Consider the following 19,890-nt stretch of genomic DNA (forward strand, 5'->3'; position numbering starts at 1 on the left):
GCCAGTAGCCAGTAGCCAGTAGCCAGTAGCCAGTAGCCAGTAGCCAGTAGCCAGTAGCCAAAATAAATTATTTTTACATTAATTCATTGGTAAATTAACCCATTTTTACATTATAAAATCAACTTTTTACCTTGATGGTCCATTCAAAATTAAAGGTAGACACCACAATTCCCTCCTCATTAACTCCTACAGATTTCATCCAAACAGTTTGTCCTTCCCCTGTGGCCAAGGTGTTTTTTATAGCCTCTTTAATTAGCTTACCATCCGTACAGGTAAAGGTGATCTTTCCTATCGCCTTCTTGGAGAAATTAGCGTTGTTGTTGGCTACCAACATAGAGATTTTCCGCTCACTTTTTCTAATTTGTTCCATGACCATTGCTCCGGTTGCCAATTCCGCTGCCATTCCTTGAACGGCCCAAAAAATAGATTTAAAGGGGTTTTGGTTAACCCATCTATGCCTAACGCTAACTACTGCCTTTTCTTCATCAATATACCTTAAACGCACTCCAGTCCACCATGCGGCGGGTAGTTTAAAAAAGCAGAATGCATTAACTTTACGAGTCTTAGATGCCATGGTCATGTATTTATTTTGAGCTAAAGTATATAAAATTGGCGAACTATTAAATGTTAATTTAAAGTTAAATCATAGTACTTGGCTTTGCATAGTACCTTCTTTTAGATATATATTTGCATAAGAAACTATTATGCCATGACCAAGACCCTTAGCAAACACCAAAAAAATTTATCGGCAATTATCCATGCTGCTACTTTCTCTAAATACGTTATACCCTTTGGTAATTTTATTGTGCCATTAATCCTTTGGACAGCGTATAGGAATGACCACCAGTTTATAGACCAGAACGGCAAACAGGTACTGAACTTTCAAATTAGCTTGTTGCTGTACTCATTTGTCATTGGAATATTAACGGTGCCATTTTTCCTTGGCTTTTTGCCAAACATTTTTCACCATGGCCTATTTAACTTAAACCATATAAACGAGTTTAACGGCCTAAACTTTAATTTCAGTGTAGATCAATTTAAATTTCTTTGGCCCTTAGGAATTGCTGGGTTTGCCCTAGTGGGACTTTTTATAGTAAACATTGTCTATACCATATTGGGGACAATACGAACTAGTGAAGGGATAAATTTTAAATATCCAATTACCATCAATTTTATAAAATAAATACAGAAAAAAGTGCTCATCACACTAACACCAGAGTTTATTCATCAATCAAATCAATCCCCCCGAAATTTTCGGGGGTTATGGCCCAACAGGCGCCAAGCTGAAACCAAACAGCGGAAAAAACGAACAGTTAAATTATTATAATCATGAAATTATGAATGTTGAAAACACAAAAGCACAAATGCGGAAGGGCGTTTTGGAATACTGTATTCTTTCTATCTTGGATGGAAAGGACAAATACACCTCTGAAATCCTAGACACCTTAAAAGACGCTAAAATGCTAGTGGTAGAGGGTACTATTTACCCCTTACTAACAAGACTAAAAAATGCGGGACTTCTCAATTATCGCTGGGAAGAATCCACCTCTGGTCCCCCAAGAAAATATTATACGCTAACAGAAACAGGAAAACTATTTCTTAAAGAACTAGATACTACCTGGGAAGAATTAAGAAATGCGACAAACCTCGTAACCAAATCAAAAATTAGCTAAAAATGAACAAGACAATAAATATAAATCTGGCCAATTTATTCTTTCATATAGATGAAGAAGCCTATTCTAAATTACAACGTTATTTAGAGGCCATAAAACGCTCCTTCGCCAATACCAGTGGTAGTGATGAAATTATAGCGGATATAGAGGCTAGGATCGCCGAATTATTCCATGAAAAAATGGAAAATGAGCGGCAGGTAATTACCCAAAAGGAAGTAGACGAGGTAATAGGTATCATGGGACAGCCCGAAGACTATATGGTGGACGAGGATATTTTTGAGGACCAACCCAAAAGTGCCCAAAAAGCCAGTAAGGTGAAAAAATTATTCCGGGATATAGACAACAAATATATTGGAGGTGTTTCCTCCGGTCTGGGCCATTATTTTGGTATCGATGCACTCTGGGTTCGTTTGCTATGGATCTTGTTGACCATATTTAGTTGGGGTGGTTTTATCTTTATATATGCACTGTTGTGGATCCTGATCCCTGAAGCCGTTACCACCGCCCAAAAACTGGATATGAGAGGGGAAACTGTCAATATCAGTAACATTGAAAAAAAAGTAAAGGAAGGGTTTGACGACGTAGCCGAAAAAGTTAAAAATGTGGATTATGAAAAAGTAGGCAACCGTGTAAAAAGCGGAAGTAAGAGTTTTTTTAATACCATTGCAGATATCATCATGTTTGTTTTTAAGGTCATTGGGAAATTCATTGGGATTATCTTAATCATAACCGGAGCTGCAGGAATCGTCTCCCTTTTTATAGGACTTTTTACCGTAGGTATCCTAGACATCATCCATATCCCAGGGATAGAATATTATTACCTAGTAAATTCTACCAATACGCCCGTCTGGTTAGCTTCCCTACTTGCCTTCTTTGCCATTGCCATCCCATTTTTCTTTTTATTATACCTAGGGTTGAAAATTTTAGTCAACAACCTTAAATCTATCGGAAATATCGCCAAATTTAGTTTGTTGGGCCTCTGGTTGATCTCTATTATCTTACTATCCGTTTTTGGAATACGCCAGGCTGCTGCCCATGCCTATTCTGGTAATGTAACTGTAGAGAAGGTATTGTCCTTTCAGAAACCCGACCAGCTGATAAAGATTAATTTAAAATCTTCGAACTGGGAAGAAAACGGAAATAACATAGGTATTAATGGTATTATTCTGGATTACACTGAAAATGGCGAAGAGGTATTGGTTTTTGATGATCTTCGACTTTATATAAAAAAGTCCAAAGATTCCCTTGCACATATAGAGATTCGAAAAAGTGCTAATGGCAGCTCCTTTAAAAATGCAACGGAAACAGCCGACAAGGTCAATTATTCATACATTATAAAGGATAACACATTACTATTGGATGATTTTCTGACGACTGCCAAAGAGAACAAATACAGAGATCAAGAGGTAAGAATCAACCTAGCGATACCTATGGGAACAAAAGTGCAATTTGAAAATTTTCCTAAGCGATGTTGGATGTTGCGAACCAATAATAACCAGGATATGGACGGATGCGAAATAACGAACTACCTATGGACCATGAGTAAAAATGGGGAGTTGCTATGTCAGGATTGCCCTGAGTCCGAGTCCAGTTCAAAGAAGGATAGTGGTAAAGGAAAAATAATAATTAATGAGGATGGCGTGGATATCTCTATAAAAGATGGCGAAGATTCCTTTAAAATGAAGATAGGAAAGCAGGGGGTCCAGATCAATACCAATGAAAACAAGGAACGTAACGTTACAGCTGATACAGTTCAGTAGTAGTTCGCTACAATTCGGTAACCACATGGAACCCAATTCAAATAAAAAATTATAATTTTAAGTAGTAGAACAATTAACATATTCAGTTAATCAGATCCAAGTCCTTTTCTTTTAAAGATAAGTGGTATTGGCTCACAACAACAACCATCATGACAACATTAGCAAGAATAACGATTGCCTTAATCCTTGCCCTTCTATTTTCTTCCTGCGGTTTCGATATTAATTTTGGTAACGGTAAAAAAGGAAACGGAAATATAGAGGAGGATCAGCGTACAGTTAGCGGGGACTTTTCCGGCGTATCGGCTTCCGAAGGCCTAGACGTGTATATTACTCAAGGTACAGATTATGAAATTCTAGTAGAAGCCGATGAAAACGTTATTGATTTAATCGCGACCGAGTTAAAAAATGGAGTTTTACAAATCCATACCATTAAAAACATTGGTAGGGCGACCAAAAAGATTTATGTCACCTTGCCTGAGATCACCGTTTTAAAAACTTCAAGTGGGGCAGACCTAATTGCAAAAAGCGCTGTTCGGGCAGAAACTATTCAATTAAATGCCAGTAGTGGTTCTGAATTACAAATAGACGATCTTAACGCGGATAAAGTAAGTGCAAATACCAGTAGTGGGGCAGATTTAAAAATAGCTGGTCAGGCAACTACCTTTTATAGTAATGCCAGCAGCGGTTCAGCCATAAAGGCTTCCGATTTAACTACTGCTGTTTGTCGGGCCAACGCCAGTAGTGGCGCTCGTATTACCGTTAATGTTACCGAATCCCTGTCTGCAGATGCTAGTAGTGGGGCAGATATTCAATATACTGGAAATGCGAAGGTAGAAGGAAAAAGATCGAGTTCTGGAAGCGTTAGGCAATTATAATAGCCCACGGTAAGTAATAAATTAACAGCCTACCCAAACGGTGAGAACCCATTGAAATTTCAATGGGTTCTCACATTATATACATCTTCTTTCTTTATATTCGTTTTTAAAATCATGCTATGAAATTAAACATCAGAAAGTATATACTCCCTTTAAAACACACCTTTAGTATTTCTAGGGAATCCCGCGATTTTCAAGACTCTATGATCATAAGCTTAGAGTTAGATGGAAAAATCGGCTACGGGGAAGCTACTGCTAATCCGTACTACAAGGTTACTTTTGAAACCATGAGGTCCGAGATTGAGAATATTAGATTGGAGATAGAGCAGTTCAACCTAAAGAATCCAGAAGCTTTCCACGCTTTTTTAGTCACTAAAAATTTAAGCAATTTTGCCGTTTGCGCTTTAGATTTGGCCGCCAACGATCTCTATGGCAAACTCTTAAAAAAACCCTTATACCAAATTTGGGACACTGACAATAGCACTTATCCCATTACCAACTACACCATTGGTTTGGGGACCATTGAAAAAATGGTGGCCAAGATGCAAGAGACCCCTTGGCCCATCTACAAAATAAAACTGGGCACCCAAAACGATGTTGAAATAGTGCGCGAATTACGCAAACATACCGATGCTATTTTTAGGGTAGATGCCAATTGTGCCTGGACCGCAGATGAAACTATTGCTTACGCCCCACAATTAAAGGAATTGGGAGTGGAATTTATTGAGCAGCCCCTGAAAGCCGAAGATTGGGAGGGCATGAAAAAAGTAATACAGCACAGTGTATTGCCCACCATTGCAGATGAAAGTTGTATAGTGGAGGCCGATGTAGAAAAATGCAATACTCATTTTCACGGTGTCAACATAAAATTGACCAAATGCGGCGGATTAACCCCCGCTAGACGTATGATATCTAATGCCAAAGCTATGGGGTTAAAGGTCATGGTAGGCTGTATGACCGAATCTACTGTAGGTATATCAGCCATTGCCCAGCTTATTCCACAATTGGATTTCGTGGATATGGACGGGGCCATGCTTTTAAAAGAGGATATTGCTGATGGAGTGATCATCTCCAAAAACGGAAAGGTAATCTTCCCTAGCTTAGGTGGAAGCGGAATAACATTGCATTAATGAGTTATTATATAGATCATTTCCCCAGTAGGGAAATAGAATTAAAGGGTGATAAATACCTGTATTTTGGCGGAACTTCCTATTTAGGATTACAGACTGACAAGGCCTTTCAGCAGGTCTATATCAACAACATCCTGAAATACGGGACCAACTACGGTGCCTCAAGAAAAGCCAACCTTAAACTCTCTGTTTATGAAGAAGTAGAAAACCTACTGACCCACTGGGTAGGTAGTGAAAGCAGCGCTACGGTTTCGTCCGGGTATCTGGCGGGACAGCTGGTAAGGCAAACCATGGATTGTGAGGAGCACAAATTATTTTATGCCCCCAATACCCATTCCGCATTATATGTAATGCAGCACGGAACCCGTTTAAAACCGTATATATCCTTTACCGCCTTGGACATCGCCATTAGGGATCATCTGGAAACAAATAAAAACAAAACTCCGGTAGTGTTCTTGGATGCTATAGATTTTTCTGGGTATAACTATCCAGATTTTAAAGGCTTAAAAAAGTTACCGCTTAAAGAAATCATTTTGGTGGTAGACGATTCCCACGGAATAGGAGTTATTGGCGACAATGGTAATGGGATATTTAAGAGCCTACAACAATTAAAACCAAAGGAGCTACTAGTCTGTTGTTCCTTGGGGAAAGGTTTTGGGATCCAGGCAGGTGCTATTTTTGGCTCCAAAAAACGTATTACACAATTAACGGATACTGCATTTTTTGGTGGAGCAAGTCCGGCGGCCCCCGCAGCAATGGCGTCCTTGATGGACGGGAAAGAAATATATTCAATAAAAAGGGCCGTCTTAAAACATAATATAGCCCTCTTTATCGCCAACATTAAAAATTTAGAAAGATTTAAGTGGATGGAAGGACATCCCGCCTTCAGTTTTGCCGATGCAAACCTCACCAATTACCTAGAACAACATAAAATATTGGTGACCAGTTTTAAATACCCGGATGAGGACGCTGCCCTAATGAGTAGGATTGTCATCAGTGCCCAGCATACTAAAGAGGACATATTTTCTATAACAGAACTCCTAAATTCACATCAACAACAATAACATCCTAAATTTAATAATCTTATATTTTATTAACGTTTTAATTGACTAAGTCCTTTTTATTTTGTAACTTTTTAGTGATAAATTTATTTAATGCATCACCCTAAACCAGCACCATTATGAAAAAATTACTTGGATTGGTTTTCTTGATGTTAATTTTAGTAGCAGGTACTGAACTTACATCTCCAAAACTACAAAGCAATAACACCCTCGAAGGTACTTGGGAACTAATCGGATTTAACAATTACGACGGCGCAGGGGGTGTAAAATCCTTACCTGCAACGGATGGTTATCGGCAAATTAAAATGTACTACAATGGAAAAGTAATGTGGACAAGGTATGTCCCTACAGATTCCATTGAATGGTTCGGCTATGGTTCCTATACTGCTACGGATAGTACGCTTACAGAACGACTGGAATATATGTCTTCCTCTATGCGCAAAATTGCGAATAAGAATATGGAATGGACAATGGAACTAGTCTTTGATGGGAACACTTACAGCCAAATTTTTATTGATGAAGAGGGCAATCGAATTAACTCGGAGAATTATAAACGCATAGACTGATTTACTTCTTCAATAGATTTTTGATTAAAAAATTATTGAAACCCACTATCTCTGAGAATAGTCAAAAAAACTTCAAAAAAAACCCATAAAAATAGAAGGCCCGATTGCGTTATTGCTATCGGGCCTTTATTTAATTGTAATTAGGAGCCTTGTGAAATTCCACTGAAAATAATTCGCGAAAAGAATTTAAATTCGTTCTTAAAGCATTAAATATACCTTCAATTATGAAGAAACTTCTTCAGGCGATTCAATAGTCGCCAAGTAACGTTCTGCGTCCAGTGCTGCCATACAACCTGTTCCCGCAGCAGTTACTGCCTGTCTATATTCCTTGTCCTGAACATCTCCACTAGCAAAAACACCAGGTTTACTAGTTTTAGTAGATTTCCCTTTGGTTATTAAATAACCGGTATCGTCCATTTCCAATTGTCCCTTAAAAATATCCGTATTAGGTTTATGCCCAATAGCTATAAATAAACCGGTAATGGCAATATCCTCTTTTTCACCAGTAAGGTTGTTCACCATACGCAAGCCTTCCACTACCTGGTCTCCCAGTACTGTATCTACTTCCGTATTGTAACGAATCTCTATATTATCTAAGCTATTTACCCTATGCTGCATCGCTTTGGAGGCGCGCATATGATCCTTTCTTATTAACATAGTAACTTTGCTACAAATATTAGCCAAGTAAGAAGCCTCTTCCGCAGCGGTATCTCCTGCTCCAACAATGGCAACTTCCTGTCCTTTATAAAAGAAACCGTCACATACGGCACATGCAGAAACACCGCCTCCGCGAAGCTTTTGTTCGCTAGGGATTCCTAAATATTTAGCAGTTGCTCCAGTGGAAATAATTACGGTTTCCGCTTCAATAACCTTGTCATCATCAATGGTCACTTTGTGTATCCCACCAATCTCATCACTAAAATCAACCGCGGTAGCCATTCCTATTCGGACATCGGTCCCAAATCTCTCAGCCTGTTTTTGCAAGTCGATCATCATGGTTGGGCCATCTACCCCATCTGGGTAGCCGGGGAAATTATCAACCTCGGTAGTAGTTGTCAATTGTCCTCCAGGCTCCATTCCTGTATAAACCACGGGTTTTAAATCGGCTCTTGCCGCATATATTGCCGCTGTATAGCCAGCAGGTCCTGATCCTATAATCAACGTCTTTAATCGCTCTACTTTTTCTGCCATAATCAAAATCTTCATTACTTATTATAAAACAAAAGTAGGATTTTAACCAAAAACCACGACTCTAAAGTTATAAAAAGTTATTATAAGGGCAGTTGCTAAAACTATAGTGAAACAATCTCCTCAAATTTCTGCAATCCCTTTGGCATAATATAAGCTACAAGGTCTCAATGAAGTTGAGCGAAAATCCTTGTTGTTATAAGGATATGGAGCTATTTCATAAGATGGTGTGGCAACACTAAAAAAGGAATAGTGGTATGAAATCCAATTTGGTTTATCACAGGCTTTAGAAAAAGATTCTCCAAAAAACTATGTTTGTTCTTTACCATCACCAGAAAGTTGGACTTGAATTTTGCTTGTAAATTATTTATAGCCTCTATAATGCCCTGATCGGGTACCTCGTGGAAATTGTGTTCAACCCCGCCTAGCAAACCCGACAATTTTGCTTTGTTTTCTTTCTGAAACGAGCTTAGTTCCAGATTATTGGAAATATGCATTACATCCACAATAGCACTGTGAAGTTTTGCCATAAACAGCAATTCTTTTACAAGGGAACTACTGTATTCAATTTCATAATCTGTAGGGAACAGAATTTTTTTTGGAGAATTATATTCAAAACTAAAAGGAACTGCCAAAATTGGACATTTGGCCCTTTTTATGGCATGCACCGTATTACTACCTAAAAATATCTCCTTTGCCCCTGTTGCCCCTTGGGTTCCCATAATTATTAAATCGATTTGCTTCTCCACCACCATATCATCCATCGCCTCCATAAAAATGCTAAAGGCACTATGGGTTTCAAATTGATGTTTCGGATTCTTAAAATCCGCCAATAATCTTTGATTAAGCTTGTTTAACATTTCCTCGGAATCTAGGCGATAAATATCGCCGAGCCCAACTTGGCCAGGACTGTGCAATAAATACTCGGATTGATAGATCGCTGGCGTATAGGTATGCAATAAGTGAAAGGTACATTCCTCATTGGCTAACAATTGTACCGCATAGGAAACGGCCCCATATGCGTTATCGGAAAAATCGGTAGGTATTAGAACTTTTTTCATGAATTTCAATTTAAATGTGGTTCAACAGCGCTAGTTAAGATGAATAATAGGATAAGATATATAAACCTGTACGAAAACCATCAATAAAATGGATTTCCCATGATTAAAAACGGAGAAAAAATTAGCTTCTACCTTTCGTCCCCGTATAAATAAATCTAAGATTTATAGTATTAAAAATCCTGTATATCCTATTTCGTATTTTCGCATTACGTCTTAAGCCCGATAAGGGCTGAAACTATATCCCGAACAATGGTAAATGTCACCGAATTCAGTGACTGCCCACCCCTCTACTCTAAGTTAGATGTGCATTTCCATAGACGTATATTTAAATAATTATCTTAAATTTAAACAAATAACTTGGGCCGAAACATGATTAAAATCAGCTGGAAGTTTTATTTCCAATAGTATTTTTATAGGATAGGTTTATCGAGTCATTTTAAAAAAAAACAGACAATGAAAAGTAGTTTTAATGAGATTATAAATTCTGACACTCCCGTTCTAATCGATTTTTTTGCGACCTGGTGTGGACCATGTAAAATGCTGGGGCCAATTTTAGAGTCGGTCAAGAAAGAATTGGGAGATACGGTTAAAATAGTGAAGATAGATGTGGACACCAATGCGCCCTTGGCAGCTAAATATCAGGTACGCGGGGTACCTACCATGATTTTATTTAAAAATGGAAAGCAGGTTTGGAGGGAATCCGGCGTTTTACAGCAGCAAGAAATTGTATCGGTAATTCGCACACATTCCTAAACCTTATTTTCATTATTTCTGTGATGATGAACAAGTGGAGACCCTAAAACTTTTTACAAATACATAAAACAAAATACAGGTGAAGTTCATTGATTATTATAAAATTCTGGGGTTGGATAAGAATGCGGACCAGAACGACATCAAGAAAGCGTATCGCAAATTGGCCAGAAAATTACATCCGGACATCAATCCGAACGACAAGGAAGCCGAGCATAAATTTAAAGATATAAATGAGGCTAATGAGGTGTTGAGCGACCCAGAAAAACGTAAAAAGTACGATAAATATGGTAAGGATTGGCAACATGCCGAGGAATTTGAAAATGCCCAAAGATCAGGTCGCGCTTCATCAAGACATGGCAGGCAGGCTCATTCACAAGATTTTGAGGGAGGCGATTTCTCAGATTTCTTCGAATCCATGTTTGGCGGTGCTGGGGGGTTCCAAAACGCAAGAAGCACTAGGTTTAGAGGGCAAGATTATAATGCCGAATTAAAACTGCATTTGCGCGATGTTTATAAAACCCATAAGCAAACCCTTACCGTAAATGGAAAAAAAATACGGATTACGGTTCCTGCTGGAATTGAAAATGGACAGACCATTAAAATTAACGGTCATGGGGGACCAGGACAACAAGGGGGACCGAACGGGGATCTGTATATCACATTTTCCATTTTAAACGACACCCGTTTTAAGCGTGATGGAAATCACCTCTATTCTACCGTAGACCTAGATTTGTATATTTCTCTGCTGGGAGGTGAAATAACGGTAGATACCTTTGATGGACAGGTAAAATTAACTGTAAAACCGGAAACCCAAAACGGAACCAAGGTAAAGCTTAAGGGGAAAGGATTTCCCGTGTATAAGAAAGAAGGGACTTATGGTGATTTGTTCATCACCTATAAGCTAATCACCCCAACCCATTTAACAGAGAAGGAAAAAGCCCTTTTTAAAGAGCTAGTAGATTTAAGAAAATAAAACAAACCCTATGAACCAGGATAAGTATATCGCTATAGAAGATTTTTGTACTTCCCATAATATTGCATCCGAATTTGTGTCGCGACTTTATGATATGGGTCTTGTAGATGTTGTTTTCCAGGAAGACCTACAGTATTTACCTATTCAACAATTGCCCAAGGCAGAGAAAATAGTCCGACTTTATTTGGATTTGGAGATTAATTTGGAAGGCATTGGGGTCATTACAGATTTATTGGATCGTATACAAACCATGCAAAATGAGATTACTGCATTACACAACAAGCTTAGGCGCTATGAGTGATCTACATGATAATGAAAGGCCAAGGCAGCCGGACCCAATATGGCGTGGGAACTAGGTGCCGTGGATATGTTGACCTTTATGCTACCCCGATACGCTATAAAAAGGTTTTTTTCCATACTGGCAATGGTGGGCTTTAGCAAAAGATCACCCGCTTTCCCCAGACCGCCTGTCAATATAAATGCTTCAGGATCTAAATGTGCTGCCGTATCCGCCATTTTACTTCCCAATACTTCACCGGTCAATTGAAATGCTTTTAGTGCTATAGGGTCGCCATTATGGGCGGCATCGGCAATCATTACTCCCGTTAGATCATCAAAACTAATCTGTTTAAGAGTAGACTCCTCCCTCATTTCGGAAATTAATTCAAAAACGGTACGCTTTAAGCCGGTTACCGAAGCATAATTCTCCAAACAACCTGTTAAACCACAATTGCATTTACGTCCATGAGGATCCACATTTACGTGCCCAATTTCTCCCGCCATTCCGTTCTCCCCGGTCAGTAATTCCCCATTGATAATAATACCGCTACCCAAGCCGGTCCCTAAAGTAAGCACCACAAAATTTTTCATTCCCCTTGCCATCCCAAAGGTCATTTCCCCCAAAGCTGCGGCGTTGGCATCATTTGCAATGGTCGTTGGCAAGTTGCACATATCCTCAATGGATTTAGCCAAGGGCACCCTAGTTCCCCAATTAAAATTAGGAGGGTCTTCCATCTGTCCTGTATGCATATTGGCATTAGGGGCCCCTACCCCAGCTGCAACAACATCTATACCTTTCCCATGGGTACTCAACAACTGCCGGAGCTCTATTCCTAACTTGGACAAGAAATCCTTATAGGGTAGCTTAGCACCCGTATCATATACTTTTGCGCCAAGGATATCGCCTTTCGCATTAACCAATCCCAATTTGGTAAAGGTACCGCCCACGTCTATTGCCAAAACCCATTTTTCCATACGTCCGTAATTTAAAAGGTAAGGTACAAAGCAATACAAGATTCCAGCAATAACCAATGATAATTGTCAGTAGTACCGGTACTAAAAAGAGAAAAGATAAGGATTAGTGAGCAGTAGCCAGTAGTCTAATTAACACATTGCTAATTTTCACATTAACTCATTGGCAAAGTATCAAATCAACTTATATTTCATGAGAGATATACGTCCCTGAACTGGGACGTACTTCAAAGGCTTCCAGACTAATTCCAAAAGCATCTTTATACGCCTTAGTAGCTTCCTTTATATACTGATCAACAGCATCTTTGTGAACGATATTTAGCACACACCCTCCAAATCCGCCACCTACTTGCCTAGCACCCAGCACCGTGTCGTATTCTTTAGAGAAGTCCACCAAAAAATCCGATTCAGGGCAACTGACTTCATATAGTTCGCTAATTCCCGTATGGGCTTGGTATAAAAGTTCCCCGAAAAGCTTCAGATTATTATCTTGTAATGCTTTAGCAGCGGACAATACGCGATCGTTTTCACTTATAATAAAAGAACATCTATTATATATGGTCTGGGACATCTCTGCTCCACATTGTTCCAACATCGATCTTGTAGCGTCCCTAAGCGACATCACTTCTGGAAATTTTTGTTGCACTATTTGCACCCCTTCCTCACATTCTATTTTTCTAGTATTGTACTCACTCGATGCCAAGTTATGGGACACCTTGGTATTGAGCATAATCATTTTATAAGGGGCAATGGAAATAGGAATTTGGGTGTGTTCCAAAGATTTGCAATCCAAGAGGAGCACATGGCCCTTTTGACTCATTACAGAGGCAAATTGATCCATTATCCCACATTGAGTTCCCACAAAAGTATGTTCCGCCAATTGTGATAAGCGTATAATATCCATTTTGGAAAGACCAAGGTCAAATAATTTATTCAACCCAAATGCCAGGCCGCATTCCAGAGCTGCAGAGGAACTCAATCCAGATCCAATGGGCAGTTTACTTTCTATAATACAATCAAAACCACGTAATTTATCAGTCCTTTTTAATAGTTCGTTTAAAACTCCCAATATATAATTCTCCCATTCCACTTCACTCTTGCTTATTCGATCTAACCTTAGGTCGAACCCAATAGTATACCCCAAGCTATAGATATGGCACTGGTTTAAGGAGTTGTTCTTTCGAAATCTAAAGGTGACTCGTTTTTCGATCGCCGTGGGCAAAACATATCCGAAATTATAATCTGTATGCTCCCCTATTAAATTGATTCTTCCTGGGGATTCTACAATAAGTTCTGGTAAAAAATTCTCTAAAAAGGACATATGAAAATCGGTTAATGACTCAAAAATAGCAATAATCCTGTAATAAACGTATATAATACGCTTATAATGTAAGGTTGAAAAAAAGAGAAAAGAGAGTTAGCAGTGGGGCGTAAGCAGTAATCCGTTAGTAGTAATCAGTGACCAGTAGCCGAAGAAGTTCAAATTAACGTATAGTTTCATTTTGAGATTACCAAAATTCGATTGACGCCCCTTGTACGAATAACCGATTTCGACTACGCTCAATCTCCAACAATACGGTGGCCGATTTACCTGTCGATAGGCATGGGCGGTGGAAGCCATATTTCCAAATCAGCACATCTTCAAATCAACCAATTAATTCATTTTTACATTGGTACATTGGCACATTATTCCGCAACCATATCTACTGTTGCCACGGTCCTAAAGCCCAGGTGTTCCAAAGCCGAATCCAAACTAGAGGCCATTCTTGAAGACACCCTATAACTAGCACAATAGGAGGCGTTACACAAAAAAGACCCACCCTTCATTACTTTTTCTTTGGCATAGGGCATATTGGGATTGTAGGGAGTTTTTGCCCCGGTAGGATTTATTCCAATAGTATTTTGTTGGGCAATGTCCTTATAATAGTTGGTATTGTACCAGTCGCTGGTCCATTCCCATACATTCCCTGCCATATCGTACAGTCCAAAATCGTTAGGAGGGTAGGATTTCACCCGTGCCCTCGTTTCAAATCCGTCTGCCATACTATTGTTCACAGGAAATTCGCCTTCCCAAGTATTTGCCATTTGCGAAAGGACGGTATCGTTATCACCCCAAAAATAAATGCTCCCTTCTTTTTTACCACGTGCTGCCCTTTCCCATTCCGCTTCGGTAGGCAAGCGTCGTCCAGCCCATTCACAGTAAGCTTGAGTATCTTCATAAGCTACCTGTACTACAGGTTCATTTTCCCTTCCTTTAATTGAACTTCCCGGACCGTTGGGCTGTTTCCAATTGGCACCAATGGTCCAATGCCACCATTGTGAGAAATCGTACAAATTGGGTACAGAGCTCTTTGTCTTTTTAAATGTAAGTGCTCCAGGTTGCAAAATAGAATCGTGGGGTTTTGGTGTGCCTTCAGGCACTTGATGCTTCATTTCCTCCCAATCTATTGCTCTTTCCGCCACGGTTACATACCCGGTTTCCTCAACAAATTTTGCAAATTGGGCATTGGTCACCTCCGTTATATCCATAAAAAAACCATCGAGCCCAACCTTGTGTGAAGGTTTCTCATGGTGCATGGCAGTCTCGTCTTGCGGAACAGCTCCTTGGGTAAATTCTCCACCGGGAATCCAAACCATACCTTTTGGCGTTTTTACTTCTTCGGGTTGCGCTATCAACAGTTCCACTTTATCTCCTATAGTGGGAGTGTTCTCTACCATTACCGAGCTTTTCTCCTCCTTTGGTGTTGCATTCTTATTGTTTTCCTTGCATTGTACCATGGTTGCAAGCACTAGAAAAACACCTATTAATTTTATATTCTGCATTACACTATTTTTTACAAAGATTAAATTTAAAATCATATGAACAAGTAGATTCTATTACTATTCCCTTTTCACAACCCATTACCACCACCTAGTAAAGACTTACTGTTGGCACTCCAAAGAACAGAAGGAACCAAAATTAAAAACAATAAATTCCCGCCGGATAAGCGTCGAAATTTGGTCTAACGTTTGTGCTACTTATCGTTATAATTATACTGGATTATAAAGTTACTCTTGGTATATGAATTCCATTTTATAGTCACTTCCCGCCACTTTCATAATGGTACTATACACGTATTCGCAAACCTTTTTTTGCCCTTTAAAATTAATTAGGTCCACTGTATCTTCAGGAGTGTGGTATTGTGGATGTCCACCAGTATGGATCCCGAGTACTGAAATGTTTTTCTCATAAAATGAAACATGATCAGACCCACCAACCGATCCAGCATGTACAATTGGCGATAGGTTTAAAGGCGGCCCCAGCTCTTTCATTAATTCTACACCGTTAGGAAAAGTACCTGCCCCACCCATATAAACATGATTTTCGCCATTTAACCTACCCACCATATCCATGTTGATCATTAATTTGATCTGGGATAAGGGCACCACTGAATTCTCCACAAAATACCTACTTCCCAACAATCCTTGCTCTTCGGCCCCAAAGGCTACTAAAAGCACAGAGCGTTTTAATGCTGATTTATTTGCCATTAGTTTTTCCGCAATTTCCAATAAGGCTGAAGTTCCGCTGGCATTATCGTCTGCTCCGTGATGAATGGCAATTTTATCGGATTTGGAGGAAGGCCCTCCACCAGTTCCCAAGTGATCGTAATGTGCCCCTAACACCACATATTCCTTTTTTAATTCGGGATCGTTCCCCTCAATTAGGCCAATTACGTTCCAAGTCTTCACCTCTTTTTTTGGTATTGCCCCCTTTTTCACTCGAAGTTTAGCGGTGAAAGTTTGTTTATAGGACTCATTGAAAGATGAGACGCCCGCTTTCTTAAAATCCTTTATAATATAGGATACAATTTTTCTATTGATTTTTCCACCAGGATAGCGACCCGAGTTTTTATTGGACGTTAAAAAAACAATATGATCTTTAAGTTCCTTTTCTGTGATTTCTTCTTGAGCGATTAAAAAATTCACTCCTAGACCAATAAGCAACAAGGTGATATAAAATCTCCTCCGGTAAAACTCCTTATACATAAAGCACTCTTTTTTAAGTAGGTAAAATTACCATTATTTCCCATTCTGTAAGAATAGAGAGGAAAGAAAAGAGTTGGCAGTGGCCAGTAGCCAATTTAGTCGAAAAGTTCAAAGTCTAAGGTCTATGATTGCATTTAGTGTTTTCCCAGTTACCAAATTGACTCATTTCCAAATTATCAAATTGCTATATTAACCAATTGATATATTGATTCATTGATCCATTGTTACATTTCCACATTACTTCATTGATACATTTTCATATTAACTAATTTCCAAATCATCAAATTAATTTATGAATCCTTCCTTTAGACCGGGAATTTTAAACTTATCGATTTCGGGTTCGGTATGTTCGCTATCTATGATTTTGGCAGCTTTCGCAATAACTTCAGGATGTTGGTCAGCTATATTCAGGGTCTCCCCAATATCTGTCTTAAGGTTATATAGTTCTAAAGTTGGCTCACTTTTAGGATCCTTTAGGCCTGTCCGAACCACTTTATAATCCCCCATACGTATGGCCAGTTGTCCTCCATATTCTGGGAATTCCCAATATAGGAAGTCGTGCTGATTCTGTTTGTTGTCGGAAAATAAGGTAGGCATAAAACTAATTCCGTCTGTATGTGCAGGTTTTTCATACCCCGCAATATCGGCTAGGGTAGCCATCACATCATAGTGCACGGAAATATGGTCTGTAGTGGTACCCGGTTTTATATGTCCGGGCCAAGTAGCGATCATAGGCACTCGAATGCCTCCTTCATATACAAACCCCTTGCCCTTACCGCGTTCACTTTTAAAAGGCTTGGCACTATTGAACCATGGAGAATCTGACCCTCCATTAAAGGTAGGCCCGTTATCCGAAGTAAAAACTATTAAGGTATTGTCGTAGATACCTTCTGACTTTAACTGTGCCACAAGCTTCCCAATATTTTCATCCAAATAGGATATCATAGCGGCATAGCCAGCATGCGGATTTTGATGGGGGAAATATCCCTTCTCCCCTAAATAGGGTTCTTCCTTTCCAAATTTGTTTATGTAATAATCTACCCAATTTTTAGGGGCCTGAATTGCCGCATGGGGAATTGGTGTTGCCCAATACACAAAAAAGGGGTTTTCGGTATTCCTATCTACAAAACCACTCAGCTCTTTGAACATGAGGTCTGGGGCATATTCATTTAAAGTATAAGCAGCGTAACTATTGGGATCATTAATATCTGCCCCTTGTAGCAACTTCGTATTGGGAGCAATGGTATCGTTGTTTAAATGCACCCGATTTTCATTCTTGTACAAGTGCAAGGGGTAGTAGGTATGTGCCTGTCTTTGACAATTATATCCAAAAAAGTAATCGAATCCCATTTTTGTTGGAATGGAATTGGTATGTGGGGCACCAAGTCCCCATTTACCAAAAATAGCGGTCGTATAGCCTACTTCCTTTAATTTCTGGGCTATGGTAACGGTACTATCGGGCATAGGACGTTGACCTTCTAAAGTAGAGTCTTTGGCCATGGCGGTATAGCTCCCCACCTGTCCCCTATCTCCCCATTCGTCGTTGCCCCTTATATAAGCCTTCCCAGAATGAGTCCCGGTGAGCAGCATATATCGTGCAGGTGCACATACCGGGGCACTGGTATAATGTTGGGTAAACAACATTCCCTCCTTTGCCAAGGCATCTATATTTGGGGTTTCTATTTTTTCTTGACCATAGGCCCCAATTTCAGCATATCCAAGGTCATCGGCCAGAATATAAATGATATTTGGTCTAGCTGCGTTGGTTACCACCTCCTTATTTTCATTGTGTTCCTTACAAGAAAAAAGTACAAGGAAAATTAAAATTATAAAAATTGACTTACGCATAATTATATAGTTTCTTGTTTAGTCCGCTTAAAAAGCTCAGGTTGTTCAGTATTCAGTTTTCGGTTGGCAATTTTCAGTAGCCAGTTTAGTCGAAAAGTTCAAAGTCTAATGTCAAAGGCCTATGATTTCATTTAGTATTTTCCCAGTTACCAAATTAATTCATTGGTAAATTTGCAAATCAATCCATTGGTACATTGGTACATCATAATTTTTCAAGGGATGAAAAATCAATTTTTGGAGGAGTTCCATTGGCGGTTCTTTCGTGAAAGGTATCTACCGTGGTCATTTCATCAAAAAATCCACAGTTTTTCATAAAGAAGGCATTCCCCTTGGCCCCACCGGCATAATCATCCCTAGACCCTTTTCTTGCCGTTGCATCTGCTGTAAATTTAGCTTCTGTTAGCTCATGCCAATCCCCATTGGTATCCAATATCCATTGATTGCCATAGACTGCCATTCTGGATACGGGTCCCATTTCTGTTCTGAAATTTTCCAAGAAAGAGTGTGGTCTTTTTAGATAAGTGCTTGTATGAGGTCTTCTAAAACTGGCAATTAAATTCCATTCCGAGGTTTCCGTATCGTAAAAATATGCAGTATAGTCGGTGGAATTATTTTCGGAGGGTTCCCCTTTCAATAAAAATCGATACGTATTTCCTGCTTTCCAATTAAACACCTTATAACTTTGTCCGCCGGAACCTTCGTTGCCAAATTCGCCAGTGGTAACTCCCTCTCCTTTCCCAAGCATAATAATTTTATACTCATCGGGGATACTTTTTGGATCTTGTGTTTCATAGGGACTCCATACGGAGAATAAGATTCTTCTTTCCGTGGGAGAATTTACCTGCATTCCAAAATAGCCTTCTCCAAATCCATTAGCCATATAATAAGATCCAATAATATCTTCGTTTTCGGGAACGGTTATTTCGTTATAGAACCAGAGGATATCCTTCTCTTGAGGGGGCGTATAGGTAAGGTGTACAGAGGGCCCTCTTCGTCCCCAATAAAAATCTTCCTTCACATAGGTAAATTCGCCTTCCGTTGCCGCACCGCCAACAAGAAAATCGGTAACCATTGCGAAACTTTCGCCCGATTTCTCTATGCCTTCAATTTCCACAAAATGGTATCCAGGTTCCTTTATCCTAAACCTTCCAACTTCAACCGTTTCAAAATCGGCGTTAGAAACTTCAATAGTTTTAGAGTCTTCTCCCACAGTAATTTTTAGCGTCGAAGTTCCAGAAGGAACTTTTAAGTTTAAACCAACATTTAAATCTCCGGTTTCTTCTGTCTTAAAGTAGGTCCTTATTATATCATCCGAATTTTGCCAGTTACGTATTCCAGCCTCAGATATGAGCTTATGATTTTGCTCCAAATTACGTACTACCCAACTATTCCCTCCTGGTTTTATAGCAACAGGGAGTTCCAAGGGCTTAGTGGTTATTTCTTGATGCTCCATATTCTTTGGCAAGGAGTTACAGGAAGAACCCAAAATAAATATCGCTCCAATTACAACGGAGACAAGCTGCTTATTAGTCATCCAATAATAAATGGCACTCTTTCTCGGGCTGAAGGTCATCATCTTAAACATAAATTGTATCTGTTAATTATAAAGTATGGATAGTTGCGTGTTTACACATGGTTGTACCATTGCATATTTACTTTTCAAAACTAGCTAATCCAACTCCAAAAACATAGCAAAAGTTCTATTAAAACCGACTTTTTCCTTAG

At 39.3% G+C, this 19,890-nt stretch carries 19 protein-coding genes; 10 read left to right on the top strand and 9 right to left on the bottom strand.

The features are described 5' to 3' along the window. Positions 1-118: 118 nt before the first annotated feature. On the bottom strand, positions 119-574 hold the full coding sequence (locus KCTC52924_RS00500) for a DUF4442 domain-containing protein (protein WP_251808715.1): 456 nt from the start codon (positions 572-574) through the stop codon (positions 119-121). Between the two features lie 135 nt (positions 575-709). Between KCTC52924_RS00500 and KCTC52924_RS00505 the strand changes: the two genes are divergently transcribed. The 7 genes from KCTC52924_RS00505 to KCTC52924_RS00535 all read left to right on the top strand — a co-directional run bounded on the left by KCTC52924_RS00505 (position 710) and on the right by KCTC52924_RS00535 (position 7,065). Further along, a complete protein-coding gene (locus KCTC52924_RS00505) occupies positions 710-1,183 on the top strand; it encodes a DUF4870 domain-containing protein (protein WP_251808714.1) in 474 nt (157 codons plus the stop codon). A 154-nt stretch (positions 1,184-1,337) separates the two neighbouring features. Continuing rightward, on the top strand, positions 1,338-1,673 hold the full coding sequence (locus KCTC52924_RS00510) for a PadR family transcriptional regulator (RefSeq protein WP_251808713.1): 336 nt from the start codon (positions 1,338-1,340) through the stop codon (positions 1,671-1,673). Between the two features lie 2 nt (positions 1,674-1,675). Next, on the top strand, positions 1,676-3,433 hold the full coding sequence (locus tag KCTC52924_RS00515) for a PspC domain-containing protein (RefSeq protein ID WP_251808712.1): 1,758 nt from the start codon (positions 1,676-1,678) through the stop codon (positions 3,431-3,433). Between the two features lie 149 nt (positions 3,434-3,582). Further along, entirely contained in the window at positions 3,583-4,308 is a 726-nt protein-coding gene (locus KCTC52924_RS00520) for a head GIN domain-containing protein (RefSeq protein ID WP_251808711.1), read from the top strand. Between the two features lie 119 nt (positions 4,309-4,427). After that, on the top strand, positions 4,428-5,438 hold the full coding sequence (locus tag KCTC52924_RS00525; protein ID WP_251808710.1) for a dipeptide epimerase: 1,011 nt from the start codon (positions 4,428-4,430) through the stop codon (positions 5,436-5,438). Further along, complete coding sequence (locus tag KCTC52924_RS00530; protein ID WP_251808709.1) at positions 5,438-6,502, top strand: aminotransferase class I/II-fold pyridoxal phosphate-dependent enzyme; 1,065 nt, start codon at positions 5,438-5,440, stop codon at positions 6,500-6,502. The genes KCTC52924_RS00525 and KCTC52924_RS00530 overlap by 1 nt, the downstream gene beginning before the upstream one ends. A gap of 116 nt (positions 6,503-6,618) precedes the next feature. Next, positions 6,619-7,065 carry a hypothetical protein gene (locus KCTC52924_RS00535; RefSeq protein ID WP_251808708.1) on the top strand — a complete coding sequence of 149 codons (447 nt, stop codon included), beginning with the start codon at positions 6,619-6,621 and terminating at the stop codon, positions 7,063-7,065. A gap of 222 nt (positions 7,066-7,287) precedes the next feature. On the opposite strand, the gene trxB is transcribed toward KCTC52924_RS00535, so the two are convergent. Together trxB and KCTC52924_RS00545 are read right to left on the bottom strand one after the other, a co-directional pair. Continuing rightward, positions 7,288-8,256 (bottom strand): thioredoxin-disulfide reductase, encoded by a 969-nt coding sequence (gene trxB / locus KCTC52924_RS00540; protein ID WP_251808796.1) that lies wholly within the window; start codon positions 8,254-8,256, stop codon positions 7,288-7,290. 209 nt (positions 8,257-8,465) lie between these two features. Beyond that, on the bottom strand, positions 8,466-9,314 hold the full coding sequence (locus KCTC52924_RS00545; RefSeq protein WP_251808707.1) for a universal stress protein: 849 nt from the start codon (positions 9,312-9,314) through the stop codon (positions 8,466-8,468). A 453-nt stretch (positions 9,315-9,767) separates the two neighbouring features. Between KCTC52924_RS00545 and trxA the strand changes: the two genes are divergently transcribed. From trxA to KCTC52924_RS00560, 3 genes are all read left to right on the top strand, one after another. Continuing rightward, positions 9,768-10,067 carry a thioredoxin gene (trxA, locus tag KCTC52924_RS00550; protein ID WP_251808706.1) on the top strand — a complete coding sequence of 100 codons (300 nt, stop codon included), beginning with the start codon at positions 9,768-9,770 and terminating at the stop codon, positions 10,065-10,067. 79 nt (positions 10,068-10,146) lie between these two features. Next, positions 10,147-11,040: a J domain-containing protein gene (locus tag KCTC52924_RS00555; protein ID WP_251808705.1), complete on the top strand. Its 894-nt coding sequence runs from the start codon at positions 10,147-10,149 to the stop codon at positions 11,038-11,040. Positions 11,041-11,050: 10 nt separating this feature from the next. After that, entirely contained in the window at positions 11,051-11,341 is a 291-nt protein-coding gene (locus KCTC52924_RS00560; protein ID WP_251808704.1) for a chaperone modulator CbpM, read from the top strand. Here KCTC52924_RS00560 and KCTC52924_RS00565 read toward each other — a convergent pair. The 6 genes from KCTC52924_RS00565 to KCTC52924_RS00590 all read right to left on the bottom strand — a co-directional run bounded on the left by KCTC52924_RS00565 (position 11,332) and on the right by KCTC52924_RS00590 (position 19,750). Beyond that, entirely contained in the window at positions 11,332-12,294 is a 963-nt protein-coding gene (locus KCTC52924_RS00565; RefSeq protein WP_251808703.1) for an ROK family protein, read from the bottom strand. The genes KCTC52924_RS00560 and KCTC52924_RS00565 overlap by 10 nt on opposite strands. Positions 12,295-12,475: 181 nt before the next feature. After that, complete coding sequence (gene galK, locus KCTC52924_RS00570) at positions 12,476-13,612, bottom strand: galactokinase (protein ID WP_251808702.1); 1,137 nt, start codon at positions 13,610-13,612, stop codon at positions 12,476-12,478. Positions 13,613-13,977: 365 nt separating this feature from the next. Beyond that, positions 13,978-15,114 (bottom strand): formylglycine-generating enzyme family protein, encoded by a 1,137-nt coding sequence (locus tag KCTC52924_RS00575; protein WP_251808701.1) that lies wholly within the window; start codon positions 15,112-15,114, stop codon positions 13,978-13,980. A 225-nt stretch (positions 15,115-15,339) separates the two neighbouring features. Beyond that, positions 15,340-16,317, bottom strand: coding sequence for a M28 family metallopeptidase (locus KCTC52924_RS00580; RefSeq protein WP_251808700.1), 978 nt, complete (start codon positions 16,315-16,317; stop codon positions 15,340-15,342). Between the two features lie 285 nt (positions 16,318-16,602). Beyond that, entirely contained in the window at positions 16,603-18,165 is a 1,563-nt protein-coding gene (locus KCTC52924_RS00585; RefSeq protein ID WP_251808699.1) for an arylsulfatase, read from the bottom strand. A gap of 202 nt (positions 18,166-18,367) precedes the next feature. Continuing rightward, positions 18,368-19,750, bottom strand: a complete 1,383-nt coding sequence (locus KCTC52924_RS00590) for a DUF3472 domain-containing protein (RefSeq protein ID WP_370671494.1) — start codon at positions 19,748-19,750, stop codon at positions 18,368-18,370. Positions 19,751-19,890 lie beyond the last annotated feature (140 nt).

It is taken from the genome of Arenibacter antarcticus (genome assembly GCF_041320605.1).
Classification (GTDB): Bacteria; Bacteroidota; Bacteroidia; order Flavobacteriales; family Flavobacteriaceae; genus Arenibacter; species Arenibacter antarcticus.